18 protein-coding genes are annotated in these 20,576 nt (G+C 69.1%); 6 read left to right on the forward strand and 12 right to left on the reverse strand.

Going from position 1 to position 20,576, the window contains the following annotated elements:
- Positions 1-58 precede the first annotated feature (58 nt).
- Positions 59-937 (forward strand): A/G-specific adenine glycosylase, encoded by an 879-nt coding sequence (locus tag OG555_RS09420; protein WP_329482428.1) that lies wholly within the window; start codon positions 59-61, stop codon positions 935-937.
- A 35-nt stretch (positions 938-972) separates the two neighbouring features.
- Here the strand turns inward: OG555_RS09420 and OG555_RS09425 are convergent, their stop codons facing one another.
- From OG555_RS09425 to OG555_RS09450, 6 genes are all read right to left on the reverse strand, one after another.
- Positions 973-1,923, reverse strand: a complete 951-nt coding sequence (locus tag OG555_RS09425; protein WP_329482429.1) for a hypothetical protein — start codon at positions 1,921-1,923, stop codon at positions 973-975.
- 72 nt (positions 1,924-1,995) lie between these two features.
- Positions 1,996-3,978, reverse strand: a complete 1,983-nt coding sequence (locus tag OG555_RS09430; RefSeq protein ID WP_329482430.1) for a kinetoplast-associated-like protein — start codon at positions 3,976-3,978, stop codon at positions 1,996-1,998.
- Between the two features lie 279 nt (positions 3,979-4,257).
- Positions 4,258-6,795, reverse strand: coding sequence for an ATP-dependent Clp protease ATP-binding subunit (locus tag OG555_RS09435; RefSeq protein WP_329482431.1), 2,538 nt, complete (start codon positions 6,793-6,795; stop codon positions 4,258-4,260).
- 338 nt (positions 6,796-7,133) lie between these two features.
- Positions 7,134-7,463, reverse strand: a complete 330-nt coding sequence (locus tag OG555_RS09440; RefSeq protein ID WP_329482432.1) for a histone-like nucleoid-structuring protein Lsr2 — start codon at positions 7,461-7,463, stop codon at positions 7,134-7,136.
- 306 nt (positions 7,464-7,769) lie between these two features.
- Complete coding sequence (gene lysS / locus OG555_RS09445; RefSeq protein ID WP_329482433.1) at positions 7,770-9,290, reverse strand: lysine--tRNA ligase; 1,521 nt, start codon at positions 9,288-9,290, stop codon at positions 7,770-7,772.
- Positions 9,291-9,299: 9 nt separating this feature from the next.
- On the reverse strand, positions 9,300-10,511 hold the full coding sequence (locus OG555_RS09450) for an MFS transporter (protein ID WP_329482434.1): 1,212 nt from the start codon (positions 10,509-10,511) through the stop codon (positions 9,300-9,302).
- Between the two features lie 58 nt (positions 10,512-10,569).
- On the opposite strand from OG555_RS09450, the gene OG555_RS09455 reads away from it, so the two are divergent.
- The 4 genes from OG555_RS09455 (at position 10,570) to OG555_RS09470 (ending at position 13,312) form a co-directional block, all read left to right on the forward strand.
- Positions 10,570-11,148, forward strand: a complete 579-nt coding sequence (locus tag OG555_RS09455) for a winged helix-turn-helix domain-containing protein (protein ID WP_329482435.1) — start codon at positions 10,570-10,572, stop codon at positions 11,146-11,148.
- Between the two features lie 73 nt (positions 11,149-11,221).
- The gene (locus OG555_RS09460) at positions 11,222-11,668 is read left to right on the forward strand and encodes an NfeD family protein (protein WP_329482436.1); all 447 of its coding nucleotides are present in this window, start codon (positions 11,222-11,224) and stop codon (positions 11,666-11,668) included.
- On the forward strand, positions 11,656-12,606 hold the full coding sequence (locus OG555_RS09465; protein WP_329482437.1) for an SPFH domain-containing protein: 951 nt from the start codon (positions 11,656-11,658) through the stop codon (positions 12,604-12,606). Before OG555_RS09460 ends, OG555_RS09465 begins: the two co-directional genes overlap by 13 nt.
- Before the next feature lie 46 nt (positions 12,607-12,652).
- A complete protein-coding gene (locus OG555_RS09470; RefSeq protein WP_329482438.1) occupies positions 12,653-13,312 on the forward strand; it encodes a DedA family protein in 660 nt (219 codons plus the stop codon).
- Here the strand turns inward: OG555_RS09470 and OG555_RS09475 are convergent.
- On the reverse strand, positions 13,298-14,596 hold the full coding sequence (locus tag OG555_RS09475; protein ID WP_329482439.1) for a hypothetical protein: 1,299 nt from the start codon (positions 14,594-14,596) through the stop codon (positions 13,298-13,300). The genes OG555_RS09470 and OG555_RS09475 overlap by 15 nt on opposite strands.
- A gap of 134 nt (positions 14,597-14,730) precedes the next feature.
- Here OG555_RS09475 and OG555_RS09480 point away from each other — a divergent pair, with 134 nt between their 5' ends.
- Entirely contained in the window at positions 14,731-15,291 is a 561-nt protein-coding gene (locus OG555_RS09480) for a carboxymuconolactone decarboxylase family protein (RefSeq protein WP_329482440.1), read from the forward strand.
- Here the strand turns inward: OG555_RS09480 and OG555_RS09485 are convergent.
- From OG555_RS09485 to OG555_RS09505, 5 genes are all read right to left on the reverse strand, one after another.
- A complete protein-coding gene (locus OG555_RS09485) occupies positions 15,279-16,718 on the reverse strand; it encodes a multicopper oxidase family protein (protein WP_329482441.1) in 1,440 nt (479 codons plus the stop codon). The two genes, OG555_RS09480 and OG555_RS09485, sit on opposite strands and share 13 nt — an antisense overlap.
- Before the next feature lie 29 nt (positions 16,719-16,747).
- A complete protein-coding gene (locus OG555_RS09490) occupies positions 16,748-17,188 on the reverse strand; it encodes a hypothetical protein (protein ID WP_329482442.1) in 441 nt (146 codons plus the stop codon).
- Positions 17,189-17,265: 77 nt separating this feature from the next.
- A complete protein-coding gene (locus tag OG555_RS09495) occupies positions 17,266-18,030 on the reverse strand; it encodes a type III pantothenate kinase (RefSeq protein ID WP_329482443.1) in 765 nt (254 codons plus the stop codon).
- Positions 18,030-18,902 carry a carboxylating nicotinate-nucleotide diphosphorylase gene (nadC, locus tag OG555_RS09500; RefSeq protein WP_329482444.1) on the reverse strand — a complete coding sequence of 291 codons (873 nt, stop codon included), beginning with the start codon at positions 18,900-18,902 and terminating at the stop codon, positions 18,030-18,032. The genes OG555_RS09495 and nadC overlap by 1 nt, the downstream gene beginning before the upstream one ends.
- On the reverse strand, positions 18,895-20,556 hold the full coding sequence (locus OG555_RS09505; protein WP_329482445.1) for an L-aspartate oxidase: 1,662 nt from the start codon (positions 20,554-20,556) through the stop codon (positions 18,895-18,897). The genes nadC and OG555_RS09505 overlap by 8 nt, the downstream gene beginning before the upstream one ends.
- Positions 20,557-20,576 lie beyond the last annotated feature (20 nt).

The following is a 20,576-nucleotide window of genomic DNA, read 5'->3' on the forward strand; positions in this document are numbered from 1 at the left end:
TGCCCATGCCGCGCCTGGGGCACGGCGGGTCATGGGGCTGCGACTCCCGGGAGGCCCCATGACCGGAGCTAGCACCTTTCACGAGCCGGTGCTGGAGTGGTACGACGCCAACGCGCGAGTACTGCCCTGGCGGGAGCCGGACGCGGGCCCGTGGGCAGTCATGGTGAGCGAGTTCATGCTGCAGCAGACACCGGTCAGTCGGGTGCTGCCGGCGTACCAGGTGTGGCTGGAGCGGTGGCCGAAGCCGGTGGACCTGGCCGTAGAGGCGCCAGGTGAGGCTGTGCGGGCCTGGGACCGGCTTGGGTACCCACGACGCGCCCTGCGACTGCACGCGGCGGCTCAGGCGATCGTGGAGCGCCATGGTGGTGAGGTGCCGGATGATCACGCCGCACTGCTCGCACTGCCCGGCGTAGGGACGTACACGGCGGCTGCGATCGCGTCCTTCGCGTTCGGCCGGCGGCACGCGGTCGTGGACACCAACGTGCGCCGAGTGCTCGCGCGAGCCCTCACCGGAGTCGCGCAGCCGAGCATCTCCCCCACTGCGGCCGACCAGCGGCTCGCGGTGACCGCACTCCCCGCTGACGAGCCGACAGCCGCCCGTTGGGCGGTTGCCTCGATGGAACTAGGAGCACTGGTCTGCACCGCACGTACGCCGAAGTGCGACGAGTGCCCGATTCGTGGCCGGTGTGCTTGGGTGCTGGCCGGGAGTCCGCCGTACGACGGGCCGCCTCGGAAGGGGCAGACGTACGAGGGCACCGATCGGCAGGTTCGTGGCCGGTTGCTGGCCGTGCTGCGGTCCGCAGAAGGCGCCGTACCCAAGACGGCGCTGGATGCCTGCTGGCACGACGTGGCTCAGCGGGAGCGCGCGCTGGACGGCCTGGTGGCCGACGGTCTGGTGGAGCCGCTTGCCCACAGCCACTATCGGCTACCGAGTTGAGGGCCGGCCCGGGATCCGGGCCGGCCTCGGGTCCTTCAGTTCTTCTTGCTGCCGGTGGTGGCTTGTTCGTCGTCGTCGGCCAGCAGGTCGAGCGGCATCGCCGGGCTGCCGGACAGCGTCGCCAGCATCTGGCGGACGTTGGTCAGCTGCGCGTTGATGCTGTCGCGACGCTGGGTCGCGGCGGCGAGCTCGCGCTCGGACTCGGCCCGGATCCGCTCCGACTTGTCCTTCGCGGCGGCAACGATCTCCTGCGCCTGACGGTTCGCGTCGGCCAGCTGCTGCTGGGCCAGGCGCTCGGCCTCGGAACGAGCCCGGTCGGCCTCGCGCTGCACCTGCGCGGCGCGGTCGGTGACGGCGGCCAGCTGCTGCTCGGCCAGTGCGGTCCGGGCGGCGAACTCCTGCTCGACCTTGCCCCGGCGCTCGGCCAGGGTGGTCTCGAAGGCGGCCGCGGCCTGGGCGGACTTGGCCCGCTCCTGCTCGTACAGCGCCTGGGCCTCGCTGCGCCGGGCGGTCGCGTCGCGCTCGGCCTCGTCACGCATGTCGTCGGCCTGGGTGCGGGCCTCCTCGAGGATGCGAGCCGCCTCCGCGTCGACCTCGCTCTTCCAGTCCAGGGAGTACTGCTCGGCCTCCTTGCGGACCTTCTTCGCGTGCGCCTCGGCGTCGGCGACGATCGCCTCGGCGTCGGTGCGGGCACGGGTGACCAGGTCACGGGCCTCGTCGTCGGCCAGCGACAGAATCTTCGCCACCCGCTCACCGAACTCGGTGAAGGTCGGGGTGCGGTCCTTGCTCTCCTCCTGGGCGGAGATGACGGCCGACTCCGCGGCGTCCGTGCGGGACTGCAGCTCCTGAACGTGCCGCTGCAGCTGCTCGGACTGCTGCTGCAGCGCGGTCAGCGAGGTGGTCAGCTCACGGATGTGCTGGTCCACCTGGGCAGGCTCGTAGCCACGCAGAACGGTGCGGAACGGGGTTGGGCTTTCACTGCTCATGTCTTCTGATGCTCACTTCGGTGGGTGGGTGGATCACACATTGTCACTGACAAGGATCTGACTGTCACGTCCTCATCCTGATTCCCCCGTGGAACCCTCGCTGGAGGACATTCCACCACCTGAGCGGAAGCCGGGTACAGCGAGTGCCTCGATCACACCCGAAAGCTGGGTGAGCTCCTTGGTGATCTCATCACGGCGCTGGTTCAGTGCCGCGACCCTCGCCTCGGCGTCGGCGAGAAGTTTTCGGGCCTGGGCACGCAGGTCGTCGGCGTGCTCGCGGGCCTGCGCCTCGATCTGCTGGGCCTCGGCGCGGGATCTACGGATCAGTTCGTGCGACTGGCGCTGCGCGTCGGCCAGATCGTTGGCCGCACGCTCGCGCAGGACCTGGGTACTGGCCTCGGCCTCGGCCTCGCGCCGGTTCGCCCGCTCGATGATCTCGGCGGCGTCCGACCCGGCGGACGCCTTCAGCCGGTCCACCCGGGCGTGTGCCCTGGCGGTGATCTTCTCGGCTTCCTGCTCGGCCGCGGCCAGCGTCGACTCGGCCTGCTCGGTTGCCGACGACAACCTCGTCTCCGCGAGCGTGGTCAGCTCGGCGTTCTCTCTGGCGATCGCGTCCTGGGTCTGCTTGAGCCGGCTGGTCGAACGGCCGACCACGCGGCGCAGATGCGCTCGCTTCTGCCGGAGGTAGTCGGTCGCTTCGGCCGTGGCCTGGTCGCGGATCGACTGCGCCTCGGACTCGGCCGCGCCGATCAGGTCGTCGACCGTCTTCTTGCTCCACAGCGTCTGCTTCTCGGCCTCGGCCAGCGCCGCCTCGGCGGCCCGGTTGGCGTCCTCGACGATCCGCTGCGCCTCGCCCGTCGCCGTCCGGCGATCCGCCTCGATGGAATCGACCACCAGCTTGGCCTGGGCCCGCGCGTCGGCCATCAGCCGCTCGTTACCGGCCTCGGTCTCGGCCTTGCGCTCGGCGATCTCGGCCACGGCCTCGGCCCGGAGCTTGTCGATCTCGAGCGAGATCGCGGCGAGCTTGGCCCGCTCGGTCTCCTCCAGCTCCGCGGTCCGGCGCTCCAGCTCGGACCGGTTCTCGCCGCGGAGCCGCTCGATCTCGGCGTGTGCCTCGGCGATCTGGATCCGGGACTTCTCCCGCGCGGCCTCGACCTCGCGCTCGACCGCCGCGCGCAGATCGCTCGCCTCGGTCTCGGCGCGGGCGATCAGGTCGGCCTCGTTGCGCACCGCGGCCTGGGAGACCAGCCTGGCCTGCTCACCGGCGTCCGCGACCAGCTGCTGCGCCTCGCGGCCGGCCCGGTCGACCATCGCCTGCGCCGACTCGCGGGCCAGCTGGGCGTCTTCGAGCAGTTCGTCGGACGCTTCCTTCAGCTGGGCCGCTTCGGCCTCGGCCGCGGCGATCCGGCGGTCCGCGGCGGCCTGCGACTCGGCCCGCAGCCGGTCGGCGGCCGCCTGGCTCTCGGTCCGGAGTTTCTCGGCCGCGGCCTCGGAGTCCGCCCTGCGCCTGGCCACCTCGTCGGCGACCGCGACCCGGAGCTGCTCGGCCGCAGCCTCGGAGTCGGCCTTCAGCCGCTCGGCGATCATCGTGGCCTCGGCCCGGACCCGCTCGGCCTCGGCGGTCGACTCTGTCCGCAGCTGATGCGCCGCGATGGCGGCATCGCGCCGTACCCGGTCGGCCTCGGCGGTGGATTCGGCTCGGAGCCGCTCGGCGGCCTCCTCGGCCTCGGAGCGGACCCGCTCGGCCTCGGTCTCGGCCTCGGTCCGGAGCTGGTCAGCGGCCCGCTCTGCGTCGTTCAGCAGTCGCTGGGCGGCAGCCATCGAGTCGGCCCGCAGCTTCTGCGAGGCGGCCTCGACCTCGGCCTTCAGGTGCTCGGTCTCGGACCGGATCCGGTCGGCGTCCTCACGGGCGAGGTCGTTCTCGTGCTCCGCCTGCTCCCGCAGGGTGTCGGCGATCCGCTGGGCCCGCTCGAGCACGCCACCCGCTTGCCGCACGCCAAAGGAACCGGTGTCGGCGACCGGTTCCTGGGTCAATGGCAGACGCGGAGCGTCCATGCGACGAGATGATTCCATCCCCGGCCCCCTTTCCGACAGTCCGGGTCCCATCAGCGTGGTCACAGCGTTACAACGCGGTACGTGGGCGGGAAGTAACAGGACGATACGGCCATCCGGGTCGCTCCGTGTAACTCACGCGTGTCTCCCTGTACGCACGCTACCGGCGCAGTACTCGCGCCAGTGGCCTGGACCAGTAGTCGTCCCCCCGACTGCCTGAAGCCTACGAAAAACAGCAGACCCCGCGCGACCGCGCGAGGCCTGCTGTTTTGTTGCTGTCGACTACGAGTCCTGCAGGCCCGAGCCACCGCCGGCGGCGAGGTCGGTCAGCTCCAGGTCCGGAGTCGACGACTTCGGGTTGCCGGTGAAGGTGAAGTACTCGGTCACGCCGTCGGCGTCGACCGTGCCTTCGGGGGCGACGTCGACCACCACGATCTGGCCGGGACGCAGCTCCCCGAACAGGATCTTCTCGGCCAGGATGTCCTCCACGTCGCGCTGCAGCGCGCGGCGCAGCGGGCGGGCGCCCAGGACCGGGTCGAAGCCCCGCTTGGCGACCAGCTCCTTCGCCGCCGGCGTGAGCTCGATACCCATGTCCTTGTCCTTCAGCCGCTCCTCCACCTGCGCGACCATCAGGTCGACGATCTTCACGATCGCCGCCATGTCGTGCTGGTGGAAGACCACGATCTCGTCGACGCGGTTCAGGAACTCCGGGCGGAAGTGCTGCTTGAGCTCCTCCGTCACCTTCGCCTTCATCTTCTCGTACGTGCCGCCGACGTCGCTGGCCTGCGAGAAGCCCAGGGAGACCGCCTTCGCGATGTCCTTGGTGCCCAGGTTCGTGGTCATGATGATCACGGTGTTCTTGAAGTCGACCACGCGGCCCTGGGCGTCGGTCAGACGACCCTCGTCCAGGATCTGCAGCAGCGAGTTGAAGATGTCCGGGTGGGCCTTCTCCACCTCGTCGAACAGCACCACGCTGAACGGCTTGCGGCGAACCTTCTCGGTCAGCTGGCCACCCTCTTCGTAGCCGACGTAACCAGGCGGCGAGCCGAAGAGCCGGGAGGCGGTGTGCTTCTCGGAGTACTCCGACATGTCGAGGCTGATCAGCGCGTTCTCGTCGCCGAACAGGAACTCGGTCAGCGCCTTGGACAGCTCGGTCTTACCGACACCGGACGGGCCGGCGAAGATGAACGAGCCGCTCGGGCGACGCGGGTCCTTCAGGCCGGCGCGAGTACGCCGGATCGAGCGGGACAGCGCCTTGACCGCGTCCTCCTGGCCGATGTAGCGCTTGGCCAGTTCCTTCTCCATGTCGAGCAGCCGGGAGGACTCCTCCTCGGTCAGCTTGAAGACGGGGATGCCGGTCGCGGTGCTCAGCACCTCGGCGATCAGCTCCTCGTCCACCTCGGCGACGACGTCCATGTCGCCGGCCTTCCACTGCTTCTCCCGCTCCGACTTGGCGTTGATCAGCTTCTTCTCGTCGTCGCGGAGACCGGCGGCGCGCTCGAAGTCCTGCGCGTCGATGGCCGACTCCTTCTCCCGGCGCACGGTCGCGATCTTCTCGTCGAACTCGCGCAGGTCCGGCGGAGCCGTCATCCGGCGGATCCGCAGCCGGGCCCCGGCCTCGTCGATCAGGTCGATCGCCTTGTCCGGCAGGAACCGGTCGGAGATGTACCGGTCGGCCATCTGCGCGGCGTTCACCAGCGCGGCGTCGGTGATGGTCACCCGGTGGTGCGCCTCGTACCGGTCCCGGAGGCCCTTGAGGATCTCGATCGTGTGCGCGATCGAGGGCTCGGCCACCTGGATCGGCTGGAACCGGCGCTCCAGCGCGGCGTCCTTCTCGACGTACTTGCGGTACTCGTCGAGCGTCGTGGCGCCGATGGTCTGCAGCTCACCACGGGCCAGCATCGGCTTCAGGATGCTCGCCGCGTCGATCGCGCCCTCGGCGGCGCCGGCCCCGACGAGGGTGTGGATCTCGTCGATGAACAGCACGATGTCGCCGCGGGTGCGGATCTCCTTGAGCACCTTCTTCAGGCGTTCCTCGAAGTCACCGCGGTAGCGCGAACCGGCCACCAGGGCGCCCAGGTCGAGGGAGTAGATCTGCTTGTCCTTGAGGGTCTCCGGGACGTCACCGCGGACGATCTGCTGGGCCAGACCCTCCACGATCGCGGTCTTCCCGACCCCCGGCTCACCGATCAGGACAGGGTTGTTCTTGGTCCGCCGGGACAGCACCTGCATGACCCGCTCGATCTCGGTCTCGCGCCCGATCACCGGGTCGAGCTTCGCCTCACGAGCGGACTGGGTGTAGTTCCGGCCGAACTGGTCCAGCACCAGAGAGCTGCTGGGCGCACCCTCGGTGGGCGTACCGGCGCTCGACGGCTCCTTGCCCTGGTACCCGCTCAGCAGCTGGATGACCTGCTGCCGGACCTTGTTCAGGTCCGCGCCGAGCTTGACCAGGACCTGCGCTGCGACACCCTCACCCTCGCGGATGAGGCCGAGCAGGATGTGCTCGGTGCCGATGTAGTTGTGGCCCAGTTGCAGGGCCTCGCGCAGGGAGAGCTCCAGCACCTTCTTGGCGCGGGGGGTGAACGGGATGTGCCCGCTCGGTGCCTGCTGCCCCTGGCCGATGATCTCCTCGACCTGGGAGCGGACGGCCTCGAGCGAGATACCCAGGCTCTCGAGAGCCTTGGCGGCGACCCCTTCACCCTCGTGGATCAGGCCGAGCAGGATGTGCTCGGTCCCGATGTAGTTGTGGCTGAGCATCCTGGCCTCTTCCTGAGCCAGGACGACTACCCGACGGGCGCGGTCCGTAAATCGTTCAAACATCGCCAAAGCGCTCCTTGCCTCAGAGGAGTCGGACGTACCGTGTGGGCCGACCCCCGTACATGCATGCTAGTCCCCGGTGCCGACAGGCTCGCTCTGGGCGAACACAACATCACTACATCGCCGACCGGCCGGGAGGCATCACAAGGGAACAACCCCGCGGATCTCCAGGGTGTTCCCGCGTGCGCACCTTCGGACAGCGTGTTCGCCACCAGCGAATTTCACCGAACTACTTGCCCGGTCAGTCATCCGCCCCGGATCGGGCTGTCCACACTGTGAAACAACCGGAATGCGGACGGTCCCGGCACCCTCACGGGGCCGGGACCGGCAGGCCTGCGGAATTACTTGGCTTCGTTGTACGCCGCCCGCACCTCGGCGGAGATCCGGCCCCGCTCGCTCACGTCGTAGCCGTTGTCCTTGGCCCAGGCCCGGATGTCGGCCGAGTCCGAAGCCGCCCGGCCCCGTCCCCGTGACCGGGCCGCTGCGCCGCGGCGACCGGACACCCGGCGTCCCGAACCGACGTACCCGGCCAGGGCATCGCGCAGTTTGGCGGCATTCTTCTTGGACAGGTCGATCTCGTACATCGTGCCGTCCAGCCCGAAGGTCACGGTCTCGTCGGCCTTACCGCCGTCGAGATCGTCCTCGAGAACCACCTGCACCCTTTGCGCCATCGATGACAACCTTTCCGCGCCCGCCATCGGGCACAATCCCTCTGCCGAATTGTTGCACCTGATTTGTACCGCACAAAGGGCCTTCGTGTCATTCACCTCCCGGAATGAGCCGGAAAGATGTGACCAAATCCGCCGGCTCAGGTGGTCGCGATCGACCCTGTGCATCCGAGGTCACCTTGAGTATTCACACCGGCCCGGCCGGGGTGAATCCGGCCAGACCAGAATGAAAAGGACCCCGGGAATTGCCGTGACCGTCCGTTGTGCTATGCAACGATCGCGGCAACCCCGGGGCCGGGTTTGCAGGAATCACTCCGGCCGGAGCAACGGGAACAGAATCGTCTCCCGGATACCGGTCCCGGTGAACAGCATGATCAGCCGGTCCAGGCCCATCCCCATCCCACCGGCCGGCGGCATCCCGAACTCCATCGCCCGGAGGAAGTCCTCGTCCAGGTCCATCGCCTCGGGATCACCGGCAGCGGCCAGCAATGACTGTGCCACCAGGCGTTCGCGCTGGATCACCGGGTCGTTCAGCTCCGAGTAGGCGACCCCGAGCTCGACGCCGTTGACGAACAGGTCCCAGGCCTCGACCAGTCCCGGGATCTCCCGGTGCGGCTTCGCCAGCGGCCGCGCCGACTCCGGATAGTCGCGGACAAACGTCGGCTGGATCAGGGTGTGCTCGGCCAGCTTCTCGAACAAGTCGACGGCGATCTCGCCGGCATTCCGGCCCGGCTGCAGCTCGACGTCGTGCTGCTCGGCCAACTTGGTCAGAGCGGCCAGGTCCGTGGTCACGTCGACGCTCTCGCCGACCGCTTCGGAGAGCAGCCCGAAAAGCGTGGCATGCCGGAACGGCTGCTCCAGATCGATGCTCGAACCGTCGCGCGCGGTGACCACGGTCTTCCCGATCGCCGCGCCCGCGTTCCGGATCAGCTCCTGGATCAGCTCGGCCATCGAGTCGTAATCGCCGTACGCCTGATAGGCCTCGATCATCGAGAATTCCGCGGCATGAGTGGAGTCGAGTCCCTCGTTGCGGAACGTCCGGCCGATCTCGTAGACCCGGTCGACGCCGCCGATCATCGCCCGCTTGAGATCGAGCTCGAGTGCGATCCGCAGCTTCATCTCCTGGTCGAACGCGTTCAGGTGGGTGCTGAACGGCCGGGCCGCCGCGCCACCGTTGGTGAGCTGCAGCACCGGTGTCTCGACCTCGATGAAGCCGTGCTCGTCGTAGGTAGCACGCAGTGACTTGAGTACGGCGGCCTTCGTCCGGACCATCTCGCGCGCCTCGGGGCGGACGATCAGGTCGACGTACCGGAGCCGGACCCGGGCCTCCTCGTTCAGCGGCTTGTACTCGTTCGGGAGCGGGCGGAGCGTCTTGGCGGCCATCTGCCAGCCGGTCGCCTGGACGGACAGCTCACCGCGGCGACTCGTCACCACCTCGCCCTGGACGGACAGCAGGTCGCCGATGTCGACGAGCTGCTTGAACCGGGCCAGCTCCTCGTCACCGAGGTCCGCCAGCGACAGCATCACCTGCAGCTCGGTCCCGTCCCCTTCCCGGAGCCGGACGAAGCACAGCTTGCCGGTGTTGCGCAGGAAGATCACCCGGCCGGTCACCGAGACCTGCTCGCCGGTCTTGGTGTCGGGCTCCAGCTCCTGTCCGTCGTACTTGGCCCGCAGGTCCTTCAGCAGGTGCGTCCGCGGCACCGAGATCGGGTAGGGCTGCACTCCCTCCGCCAGCAGGCGGTCACGCTTCTCCCGGCGAACCCGCATCTGCTCGGGCAGGTCGTCCTGCCCGCTGTCGGGGTTTACCGGGTCAACGTGTGCGTCAGTCATGCCTAAAGGCTAGTGACTGAGCACCTCCACAGCCGAATCCTTTGTCCGGACCACCAGGAAGGACGCGGCGACGGCAGCCACCGCGCACGCGACCCCGCAGGCCACGAACGTCGACCGGGCCCCGAGCACAGCGCCGAGGAGACCGCCCAGCAGGAGCGCCACCAGGCTGCAGCCCCGGACCGTGCCCATCAGCGCAGCGTTCACCCGGCCACGGACGGCCTCCGCGGAGCGGGTGACGACCAGCGTGCTGGTGCCGGCATTGAGCATCCCGCTGCCGAATCCGCACACAATGGCGCCGGCAACGACCGTGATGACATTGCCGGCCAGCCCCATCAGGACAGCGGAGGCGCCGATCGCGGCCATCCCACCCAGCACGGCCCGGGATCTGGACATCCCGGTGACCAGCCGTCCGGTGATCCACGCACCCACGATCGCGCCGCCTCCCTGGGCGGCCAGCACCCACCCGTACCCGGCCGCGTCGAGCCCGATGTCGTCGGTGATCAGGAACACCTCGACGATGTTCATCGCCTCGCCGACGAGCACCAGCACCCACAGGCACGGCACCAGGATCCGGAGCAGCGGATCGCCGAAGAGGCTGCGCAGGCCGGCCGACATCGCACCCTTCTCCCGTACGGCGCCGGGCGCGGGGCACCGCCGGGTCACCACCAGCCGTGCCACTGCGGCGAGAACCACGAAGGTGCCGGCGTCGACCAGCAGGGCTCCGCGGTCGCCGGACCACCCGACCAGGAGGCCGCCGACCGCGGAGCCGGCCAGGGTGGCCACTCCGACAAGGGCCTGGCTGGTGCCGGTGGCCCGGCCGACGAGGTCCTCGCCGACGATGCGCGGGATGAGCGCGCTCCACGCGGGTCCGGCGACGGCCTGGCCCAGCTGGAGGACGCAGACCAGGGCCAGGGTTTCGATCAGTCCGTGGGAGAAGGCCAGCCCGATCCCGGCGGCCGCCTGCAGCAAACCCGACCAGACCAGGACCGTGCGGGAGTCGTGGCCGTCCACGATCCGGCCGGCGAACGGGATCATCGCCACGGTCGGTACGGCGAACGCCAGCAAGAGCGCCGTGATCGCACCGGGTCCACCGTCGGCGGAGACGCGCAGCATCAGCGCGATGAGGGCGACCGAATCGCCCGCGTAGGACAGCGCCCGGGCCGGCAGCACCAGGCGGATGTCGCGGTAGGACCAGATCGAAGTCTGAAGTGTTTGCTTCACAACTATGAAGTTAATGCTTCATATTTACCGGCGTCAAGGGCTTCGCTACGCTGACCTCGTGGCCGCGAAGAAGACCCGGAACAAGCGCGTGGTGATCACAGACCCACGGGCGATCCGCGCCCTGGCCCATCCGGCCCGGCAGCGGATCATCGACGAGCTCTACAGCGGCCGGGTGCTGACCGCGACCGAATGCGCCGAGCTGGCCGGCCTGACCCCGTCCGCGACCAGCTACCACCTGCGCGCCCTGGAGCGTTGGGGCATCGTCGAACGGGCCGAGGCCTCGGCGGACGGCCGGGAGCGGCCCTGGCGCGCGCTCGGCACCGGGTTGCAGATCGCGTCCCAGTCGGCCGAATCCGGCCGGGTGGCCACCCACGCGATGATGCGCAGCAACGTCGACCGGGTGCTGGAACAGTTCGAAGAACTGTCGGCCGACGACCCGTGGGAGGACCTCAGCACCATGGGCCGGAACCGGCTGTGGCTGACCCGCGAGGAGACCGAGCAGCTCGCGAAGGACCTGAACGACGTGATCGACGGCTTCCGCAAGGGCCGGACGGCGACCTCGCATCCGGCCGGCAGCCGGTCGATCAGCACGCTGCTGGCCGTCGTACCGACCGGCAAGCCGCCGCAAGATAGCTGAACCGTTAGCTACGGATCTGCGTATCCCGGAGTACCTTCGAAAGAGAGGTACTTTCCGCCGCTAGGTGGTCGCTATGCAGTCCTGGGTTCTGTGGTTGATCATCGCAGGCATCCTCGGCACGGCCGAGTTGATGACCGCGACCTTCGATCTGCTCCTGCTCGCGATCGCCGCGCTGGCCGCGGCCACGATCGCCGGGCTGGGCCTCGGGATCGGGCTCCAACTGCTCGCGTTCGCCGTCACCGCCGCCGCGATGATCACACTGGTCCGCCCGGTCGCCCGCCGGCATCTGATGGGACACCCCCAGCTGCGCACCGGCGTGGCCGCGCTGATCGGCCGCGAGGCCGTCGTCCTGACCCCCTGCGGCCGCGAACCCGGCCGGGTCAAGATCGGCGGCGAGGAGTGGAGCGCCCGTTCGTACGACCCGGACCTGCTCATTCCCGCGGGCACCAGGGTCGACGTCTTCGCCATCGAGGGGGCTACCGCCCTCGTGCATCCTCAGGAGGATCCATGGCCGAACTGATCATCGGACTGGTCGTCGCCCTGCTCGCCATCGTGCTGGTCATCCGGACGGTCCGGATCGTGCCGCAGGCACGGGCCAGCAACGTCGAACGTCTGGGCCGCTACCTGCGCACCCTCGAACCCGGGCTGAACATCCTCATCCCGTTCGTCGACCGGCCCCGGCAACTGATCGACCTGCGCGAGCAGGTGATCTCGTTCGAGCCGCGCTCGGTGATCACCGAGGACAACCTGGTCGTCGACATCGACACGGTGCTCTATGTCCAGGTCACCGATCCCCGCGCGGCGGCGTACGAGATCGCCAACTTCGAGCAGGCGATCGAGCAGCTCACCGTCACCACACTGCGCAACGTGATCGGCAGCCTGGACCTGGAGAAGGTGCTGACGTCTCGCGAACACATCAACTCGCAGCTGCGGGGCGTGCTGGACGAGGCGTCGGGCAAATGGGGCATCCGGGTGAACCGGGTCGAGCTGAAGGCGATCGACCCGCCGCCGTCGATCAAGGAGTCGATGGAGAAGCAGATGCGGGCGGACCGGGAGAAGCGGGCCGCGATCCTCACCGCCGAGGGCGTGCGGCAGTCCCGGATCCTGACCGCCGAGGGCGAGCGGCAGGCGGCGATCCTGCGGGCCGAGGGCCAGGCGAAGGCGATCGACACGGTGTTCGAGGCGATCCACCGCAACGACCCGGACCCGAAGCTGCTCGCGTACCAGTACCTGCAGATGCTGCCCGAGCTCGCCAAAGGCCCCGGCAACACCTTCTGGGTGATCCCGTCCGAGGTCACCGCCGCGTTGCAGAGCGTCACCCAGGCATTCAACGGCCACATCCCCGGCCTCCCCGTCAGCCAGGTCCCCGAGGTCCCCAACGGCCTGGCCCCCGAGGTCCCCAACGGCCTGGCCCCTGAGGTCCCCAACGGCCATGTCCCGGAGATTCCCCCGAAATAGGTGCCCTGTCACCTAATCGGTTGTTCCCGAATGTCACTATGGGTGCATGGGGGAACCTTGGCTTGCGCTGGCGATCGCGATCCCGACCGGTGGGATGGCGATCCTGGCGTATCTGGTGGTCGGACTCGTCATCGGCATCGAGAGCATGGGGGTGCCGCTACCGGGTGAGACCACACTCGTCGCGGCGGCGCTGCTCGCCTCCCAGGGGCACCACCTGCACATCCAGTACGTGATCGGTGCGGCCGCGATCGGGGCGATCGTCGGCGACTCGATCGGCTACTTCATCGGCCGCAAGGCCGGCCGCGGCCTGTTCGAGCGGCTCGGCCGCCGGTCCCGCCATTTCTCCGAGGACCGGATCGTCCGCGCCGAGAAGTACTTCCAGAAGTACGGCGTCTGGACGGTGTTCTTCGGGCGCTTCGTGGCCCTGCTGCGGATCTTCGCCGGCCCGATGGCCGGCATGTTGCGGATGCCGTACCCGCGGTTCCTGGCCGCGAACGCGGCCGGCGGCATCGCCTGGTCGGCCACGATCGGCATCGTCGCGTACAAGGTCGGCGACAACGCCGACAAGATCTTCGGCCGGGTGTCGGTCTGGGCCCTGGTCGTGATCGGGGTGGCCGTGGTCGCGGCGTACGTCGTCCACAAGATCCGCAAGCGGCGGCGGCACGCCGTGCCGACCGTGCCGGAGCGCCAGTCAGCGGATGTGTAGCGCCAGCTGCGGCGTGATCGTCCCGCTCATCGACCGGCCGAACATCATCGCGCCGGGGATGACGAACCGGTAGACGAAGTCACCCGCCTGCCCGGCGGTGAAGGCCAGCGCGGTCTGCCCCCGGCGCATCGCCGTCGCCTTGACGTTGACCCACTTGCGGGTCTGCCGGTTCCAGGACTGCAGCATCGCGGTCGAGTTCATCGCCGGCTTGACCGTCGCGAAGACGGTGACGCTGGTGCCGCGCTTCTTGGCCGTCTCCCCGCCGATGAACCCGGCCGACGCGATCCGGACCACACTCCGGGTGTACGCCGGCTTGCTGGTCGACGGCCCGGTGATGATGCCGGCCTTGGTGTACGCCGGCACGGTGATCTTGTACGGCCGGCTTCCTCCGGTCGGTACGGCGATGTCGTAATGCCCACCGGCGGTCGTCTTACCGATGGCCGCCGGGGTCCAGCGCGAGCCCGGGGTGACCTGGGTCAGCACTACCACCGGCACGCCGGCCGGCGTCGCCCGCTGCTGCACACACGGCGTCTCCGCCTCGCAGCCGACCTGCTGCAGGACGACTCGCCCGCGAACCAGGATCGGCACGCTGAACTGGGCCAGAGCCGGCACGGCCGCGTTGATCGAGCTGGTCAGGCCGAGCACCTGCCCGCCCATCCGGGTGCTCCACTCGTTCTGGGTCCGGAGCTGGAACACGTACGGCGGCTTGATGCTCTTGATCACCTGCCGCGTCGACGTCGTACCTGGGCCGATATCCCGCAGCAACTGCCCGGGCCGCCCGATCATCGGCACGTACTTCTGGGTGTGTTTGCCTGTCACGTCGAGCGGGTCGTTCGGGGTGAAGTCCTGGGGCGCCACCGGCACCGACCACTTGATCAGCACACCCCGGCCCAACGGCGTCGCTCCGGCCGCACTCGGCTGCACCGGACCGTCGGTGTCGAACACGACCGAGCGGGCGAGCTTGCTGGTCACGCCACCCTGCGACGTTCCGGTGGCGACCGCCACCTTGTAGTTACCGTCCGGTGGGAACGCCGACGTCGGGATCTCCCAGCTGTTCGGCTCGCCGGCCGCGACGTACTTCACGTACGACGGACTCTCGCTGAGCACACCCTCGATCGTGATCCGGTTCGGCGCGTTGGCGTCCTTCCAGGTGACCAGGACGGCGTCCCGGCCCTGCGGCGCCCACGCGACCGCGACGTTCGTGGGCATCGGGTCCGACGCGCAGGCGGTGAGCGCGGTCGCAGCGACCAGCGCTGCCAGCGCAACGGCGAGGGTACGCCGCACTCGGATCACCTCGTCTCAGCTGCCTCACAACCGACCGGGTGAACCATACCCAGTAGCGGGCGCCTATCCCGAGGGACCGTTGCCGGATCGGTATGACGCTTCTACCGTGAGAAGAGCCACAAGGGGGGACCAAGATGGCATTCATCGACACACCGAAGGACCCGGAGTTCTTCGAGCAGAACCGGGCGCCGGCCGGCCACGTGCCCAACTTCGTCACCACGTTCGCGGCCCGTCCGGCCGTGTACGAGGCGTGGAAGCAACTCAACGGCGCGATCAAGGAATCGATGGACCTGCGCCGCTACGAGCTCGCCACGCTGGCTGCGGCGAGCGCACTGAAGTCCAGTTACTGCTGCCTCGCCCACGGCCAGGTCCTGGCCGACAAGTTCTACACGTCCGAAGAGGTCGCGGCCCTCGTCAGTGAGCCGGCGAACGACCCGGTCGACCGGGCGGTGATGGCCTTCGCCCGCAAGGTGGCGCTATCCGCCGACACCGTCACTCAGGATGACGTGGAAGCACTGAAGGCCCTCGGCCTGACCGACACCGACGTCCTCGACGTGGTCCTGGCCGCGGCCGCGCGATCCTTCTTCTCCAAGACCCTCGACGCGACCGGCACTCCCCCCGACGCGGCCTTCAACGGTCTGCCGGAGACGCTCCGTACGGCGCTCACGGTCGGACGGCCGATTCACTCGGGCTGATTGTCCGGCCCGCCGCCCAGGTGGAACTTCGTGGTGACCCCGGTGTACATGAGGTGCGTGACCAGGCCCTGCGCCGCGTGCGGCAGGTTGTGGCAGTGGTCCATCCAGATGCCCGGGTTGTTCGCGACGAAGGCGACCTCATAGGTCTCCTTGTCCTCGACATTGAGCGAATCGGTCCACCACGGACTGCCGGTCGCGGCCACACCGTTGCGACTCAGTACGACGACATGGTGCCCGTGCAGGTGCATCGGATGGACCTGCCCGGAGGTGTTCTTGACGGTCATCCGGACGATGTCGCCCTCGGTCACCACGAACATCGGCACATCCGGGTACTGATGCCCGTTGATCGTCCACCACAGTCCGGGCTTGCCGTCGAAGAACCCGATCCGCCGCCCGATGTTGTACTGGAACACCCGCGTCGCCTTCGCCGGATCGAACCCGAGCGCCTTCGGCGAGCCATAGGTCAACAGGTCGACCTGATCCCGCGGTTGCGTACCGGTCGGCGCGTTGCCCTCGCCGATCACCAGAGTGGTCGGCCCTCCGCCCAGACCGATCCGCACCGCCGATTCCTGCGGCATCGTCACCTGCAGGTCGATCCGGCCGCCCGCGGTGACGAGCACGGTCTTGCCACTCACCTCCGGCGGCGCGTCCACCTCGTTCCCGTCCACCGCGACGACCTTGTACGGCGCTCCGTCGACCCAGGTCGCCATCGGTCCGTTGTCCGTGTTGATCAGTCGCACCCGGACCGTCGGACCAGGTGCCGCCACCCGGCGTTCGCCGTACTCGCCGTTGACCGTTCGCACCTTGTCGTAGGTGTGGACCGCAGCGATCACGTCGCTGGGTGTGGGCTTGACGATCAGTACGCCGTACAGGCCCTTCTTCACCAGTTCGTGCGAGACCTGGTGGGAGTGGTACCAGTACGTGCCGGCGTCCTGCGCGACGAAGCGGTAGACGAACGACTGCCCGACTCCGACCGCGTCCTGGGTGACTCCGGCGACGCCGTCCTCAGCAGCCGGTACGTCGACGCCGTGCCAGTGCAGTGTGATCCCTTCGGGCACAGACTCGTTGTGCACGGTGACCTGGATCAGATCGCCTTGTTTTGCGACGATCCGTGGACCCGGTGACTTGTGGTTCAAGGTGTAGCCGTCCATCGACCCGCGGCCGGGGATGTCGAACTTCTCCTTGCGGGCCACCAGATCCACCGCCACGTCGACCGTTCGATTCGGCGGCCCGGTGAGCGTGCTGACGTCGACGCCGTGATGCACGTGCTCCGCCGGGCCACCGCCGAAGTCGGCGTACCCCATCGCCATTGGTGACAGGTTGTTGGGCACCAGGCTCCGCTGCCAGAAGAACGCGATCGGCGTCAGCACGACGAGAGTCGCGAGGATCGCGAGCACGACACGGCGGGGCGGCAGCCGCACCGTCACGGCCGCCGTCCGTCAGTTGCCAAAGGCATCTAAGCGGTCGCCTCGGTGGTGGTCTCCGTCGCGGTGGCCGGAGCCCCGGCGGCTCGCCGGGAGGCGATGGCCGCGACCGCGAGGAGCGCGAAGGCGTTCAGACCGTGCAGCAGCCCGAGCACAGGTGTTACGCCGAACGACAGGAACGCGAGCGCGATCTGCAGGACGACCAGGCCGAATACGTACAGCGCCCACCTGATTCCGCCCGGCACATGCGCGAAAAACGACACGATCAGCAGCAGCAACGCGAGGATCGGGATCACCATTGTCCCGAACTGGCCATGCAGTGTGTGACCGATGTTGCCGTCGTAGTTCTTGTCGATCACCAGACCGTCGTCCATGTCCTTGATCGCGGTGAACCAGCCGAGCGCGATGAACATCGCCTGCAGGACCACGCCAACCGCAACGAGTCCGGCAAGCACCCGATAAGTAGCTCTCATGATCTCCCCCCACGTAGCTGACCTCATGGTGATGCAGATCACCTGAAGGGCACAAGAGCTTCTGCCCGATGAGGCAGCTATTGGTGGTTGCGGGCGAACGCCTGCTGCAGACCGTGCAAAGTGAGCAACGGCTCGTGACGGATCGGGGTCGCCAGCTCGCCGGCGAGCAACGGAGCGAGGGCGCCGGTCAGCACCACCGGAGTCGCGGGATCAAGCGACTGCTCCACGCGGATCCGGTCGACCAGGCCGTCGACGAGGGCCGCAAAACCGTGGATCGCTCCGGATTGCAGGGCTTCGACCGTGTTCTTGGCGACTACGGAGCGCGGCCGCACCAATTCGACCCGGCGCAGCTGGGCGGCCGCGGTGCCCAACGCGTCGGTCGCGGTTTCGATGCCTGGGGCAATCACTCCGCCGATGAACGCGCCGGCCGGGCTGACCACGTCGATGGTGATCGCCGTCCCCACGTCGACGACCAGGCACGGAGCGCCGTACCGCTGGACCGCCGCGAGGGCGTTCGCGATCCGGTCGGTGCCGACCTCGCGCGGGTTGTCCACCAGCACTGGCAGCCCGGTCTTCACTCCCGGCTCGACCACGACGCTCGGCACGTCCGGGTAGTACCGCGCGACTACCTCCCGCAACTCGTGCAACACATGCGGTACGGCGGAACACACCGCGACCCCGGACACCGGGGACTCGCCGGTGAGCAGCCCCTGCAACAGGACCGCCCACTCGTCCGCCGTCCGGCGAGGGTCGGTGCCGACCCACCAATGCCGCTTGACCGTCCCCTCGAAGACCAGGCCGACCAGGGTCCGGGTGTTCTCGACGGCGACGGCGAGCAGCATCAGACGTCCTTGAAATTCAACTCAGTTCGCAGGTCCAGGGCGATGTCGAGCACCGGCGCGGAGTGGGTGAGCGCCCCGACCGCGAAGTAGTCGACGCCGGTCTCGGCCACGGCCCGGGCCTGGTCGAGGGTCAGGCCGCCGGAGGCCTCCAGCCGCGCCCGGCCGGCCACCTTCTCGACCGCCTCGCGCAGCGACGGAATGTCCATGTTGTCCAGCAGGATCAGGTCGGCGCCGGACTCCAGCGCGATCAGCGCGTCGCCGACCGTGTCCACCTCGACCTCGACCGCGATGTCCGGATACGCCTTCCGGACCAGCCGGAACGCCTCGGCCACCCCGCCCGCCGCGATCACGTGGTTGTCCTTGATCAGCGCCGCGTCGGACAGGCCCATCCGGTGGTTCTTCCCGCCACCGCACCGGACGGCGTACTTCTCCAGCGACCGGAGCAGCGGCATCGTCTTGCGGGTGTCGCGGATGACCACGCCGGTGCCGTCGACCGCGTCCACCCAGCGCCGGGTCAGCGTCGCCACGCCGGAGAGGTGGCAGAGCAGGTTGAGCGTGGTGCGCTCGGCGGTCAGCAACTGCCGGGTCTTGCCGCGGATCGTCATCAGGATGTCGCCCTTGCGCACCGAGGCACCGTCGCGGACCGAGTACTCGAGCTCGACCTCGTCCGGCGCGGCGACCTGCCGGATCACCAGTTCGGCGATCTCCAGGCCGGCGACCACGCCGTCGGCCCGGGCGACCAGCTCGGCGACCGAGATCTGGTCCGGATCGACCGTGGCCGTCGTGGTGACGTCGACGCCCCCGGCCAGGTCCTCCTCGATGGTGGCCCGCACGAGGTCGGCGACCCACTGCCTGTCGACCGTCTCATCCATGTTGTCTCTCCTCGGATCCGTGCGGCACGAACGTGCTGACCGGCCGCGCCGACTGACCCTCGGACGGGAGGGTCAGGTCAAGATTGCCCGACCAGTGCCGGTCGTCGCGATCCGGGTAGTCCTCACGCCAGTGTGAGCCGCGGCTCTCCTCGCGCGCGGTGGCGGCCTCGATCAGCGCGGACGCCACGGTGACCAGGTTGGTCGCCTCCCATCCCGGCGTACCCGGCTCGCCGGCGGGCTGCCCGATCAGCTTGCCGAGCGCCGCGCCGGCCTCCGACAGTCCGCTCGCACTCCGGATCACTCCGGCGCCGACCGTCATCGCCCGCTGCAGCTCGGGTACTACGTCCGCGTCGACCAGACCGGGGACACGGGTGTCCACGGCCGGCTCGCGCAGCTCGGGAAGACCGTTGGCCAGCTGGGCGGCGATGCGTCGGGCGAAGACGAGCCCTTCGAGCAGCGAGTTCGAGGCCAGGCGGTTCGCGCCGTGTACGCCGGTGCACGCGACCTCGCCGCACGCGTACAAACCAGGCACCGAGGTCTGTCCGTGCAGGTCGGTCCAGACCCCGCCGGACGAGTAGTGGCAGGCCGGCGCGACCGGGATCAGTTCCCGCACCGGGTCGATACCGTGCGACCGGCAGGCCGCCAGGATGGTCGGGAACCGGACCCGCCATTTCTCGTCGCCGAAGTGCCGTGCGTCCAGGTAGACGTGATCCTTGCCGGTGGCAAGCATCTGCCGCATGATCGCCTTCGCCACGATGTCGCGCGGGGCGAGATCGGCCAGCTCGTGCTGACCCTGCATGAAGCGATTGCCTTCGTGGTCGACCAGGAACGCGCCTTCGCCCCGGACCGCCTCGGACACCAGCGGCTGCTGGCCCTTCGCGCTCTTGCCCAGCCAGAGCACGGTCGGGTGGAACTGCACGAACTCCAGGTCCCGCACCTTCGCGCCGGCCCGCAACGCCAGCGCCATGCCGTCACCCGTCGACACGCTCGGGTTCGTGGTGGCGGCGTACAACTGACCGATGCCGCCGGAGGCGAGGATCACCACCCGGCTGCGGACCGCGCCGACACCGTCGAGCTGCCCCTCGCCCATCACGTGCAGGGTGACGCCGGCGATGGCGCCGTCCTCGGCGGTCAACAGGTCGATGACGAGGGCGTGCTCGATCAGCCGGATGTCGTCGGCCCGCTTGACCGCGGCGACGAGGGCCCGCTCGATCTCCGCGCCGGTCGCGTCGCCACCGGCGTGCGCGATGCGGTTGCGGTGATGCCCGCCTTCCCGGCCCAGCGAGAGGTCGCCGTCGACGGTGTCGAACCGCGCACCCAACTCGATCAGGTCCCGGACAGCGTCCGGGCCCTCCGTGACCAGGACGCGGACGGCCTCCGGATCGCTCAGCCCGGCGCCGGCGACGAGGGTGTCCTGGAGGTGCTCTTCGGGCGAGTCCTCCGGATCGAGGGCGGCCGCGATCCCGCCCTGGGCCCACTGGGTCGAGCCGGAGGCGACGACGTCCTTCGTCACCACGAGCACCGATCCCAGCTCACGAGCCTTCAGGGCGGCGGTCAGCCCGGCGATCCCGGACCCGATCACCACCACATCGACGGTATCGGTCCAGCCGGGTTCCGGCGCGGCCAGCCGTTGCGGGACTGCAGGTCCGGTCACGGGGCCTCCCGGCCTGGACC

It is taken from the genome of Kribbella sp. NBC_01484 (assembly GCF_036227145.1).
Lineage (GTDB): Bacteria > Actinomycetota > Actinomycetes > Propionibacteriales > Kribbellaceae > Kribbella.

What these genes read in the sequence shown, in the direction of transcription:
- OG555_RS09430 (WP_329482430.1), bottom strand. Translation starts at nt 3,978, where the DNA reads ATGGACGCTCCGCGTCTGCCATTGACCCAGGAACCGGTCGCCGACACC.
- OG555_RS09440 (WP_329482432.1), bottom strand. Translation starts at nt 7,463, where the DNA reads ATGGCGCAAAGGGTGCAGGTGGTTCTCGAGGACGATCTCGACGGCGGT.
- OG555_RS09425 (WP_329482429.1), bottom strand. Translation starts at nt 1,923, where the DNA reads ATGAGCAGTGAAAGCCCAACCCCGTTCCGCACCGTTCTGCGTGGCTAC.
- OG555_RS09495 (WP_329482443.1), bottom strand. Translation starts at nt 18,030, where the DNA reads ATGCTGCTCGCCGTCGCCGTCGAGAACACCCGGACCCTGGTCGGCCTG.
- OG555_RS09480 (WP_329482440.1), top strand. Translation starts at nt 14,731, where the DNA reads ATGGCATTCATCGACACACCGAAGGACCCGGAGTTCTTCGAGCAGAAC.
- OG555_RS09470 (WP_329482438.1), top strand. Translation starts at nt 12,653, where the DNA reads ATGGGGGAACCTTGGCTTGCGCTGGCGATCGCGATCCCGACCGGTGGG.
- OG555_RS09460 (WP_329482436.1), top strand. Translation starts at nt 11,222, where the DNA reads ATGCAGTCCTGGGTTCTGTGGTTGATCATCGCAGGCATCCTCGGCACG.
- OG555_RS09490 (WP_329482442.1), bottom strand. Translation starts at nt 17,188, where the DNA reads ATGAGAGCTACTTATCGGGTGCTTGCCGGACTCGTTGCGGTTGGCGTG.
- OG555_RS09465 (WP_329482437.1), top strand. Translation starts at nt 11,656, where the DNA reads ATGGCCGAACTGATCATCGGACTGGTCGTCGCCCTGCTCGCCATCGTG.
- nadC (WP_329482444.1), bottom strand. Translation starts at nt 18,902, where the DNA reads ATGGATGAGACGGTCGACAGGCAGTGGGTCGCCGACCTCGTGCGGGCC.
- OG555_RS09420 (WP_329482428.1), top strand. Translation starts at nt 59, where the DNA reads ATGACCGGAGCTAGCACCTTTCACGAGCCGGTGCTGGAGTGGTACGAC.
- OG555_RS09435 (WP_329482431.1), bottom strand. Translation starts at nt 6,795, where the DNA reads ATGTTTGAACGATTTACGGACCGCGCCCGTCGGGTAGTCGTCCTGGCT.
- lysS (WP_329482433.1), bottom strand. Translation starts at nt 9,290, where the DNA reads ATGACTGACGCACACGTTGACCCGGTAAACCCCGACAGCGGGCAGGAC.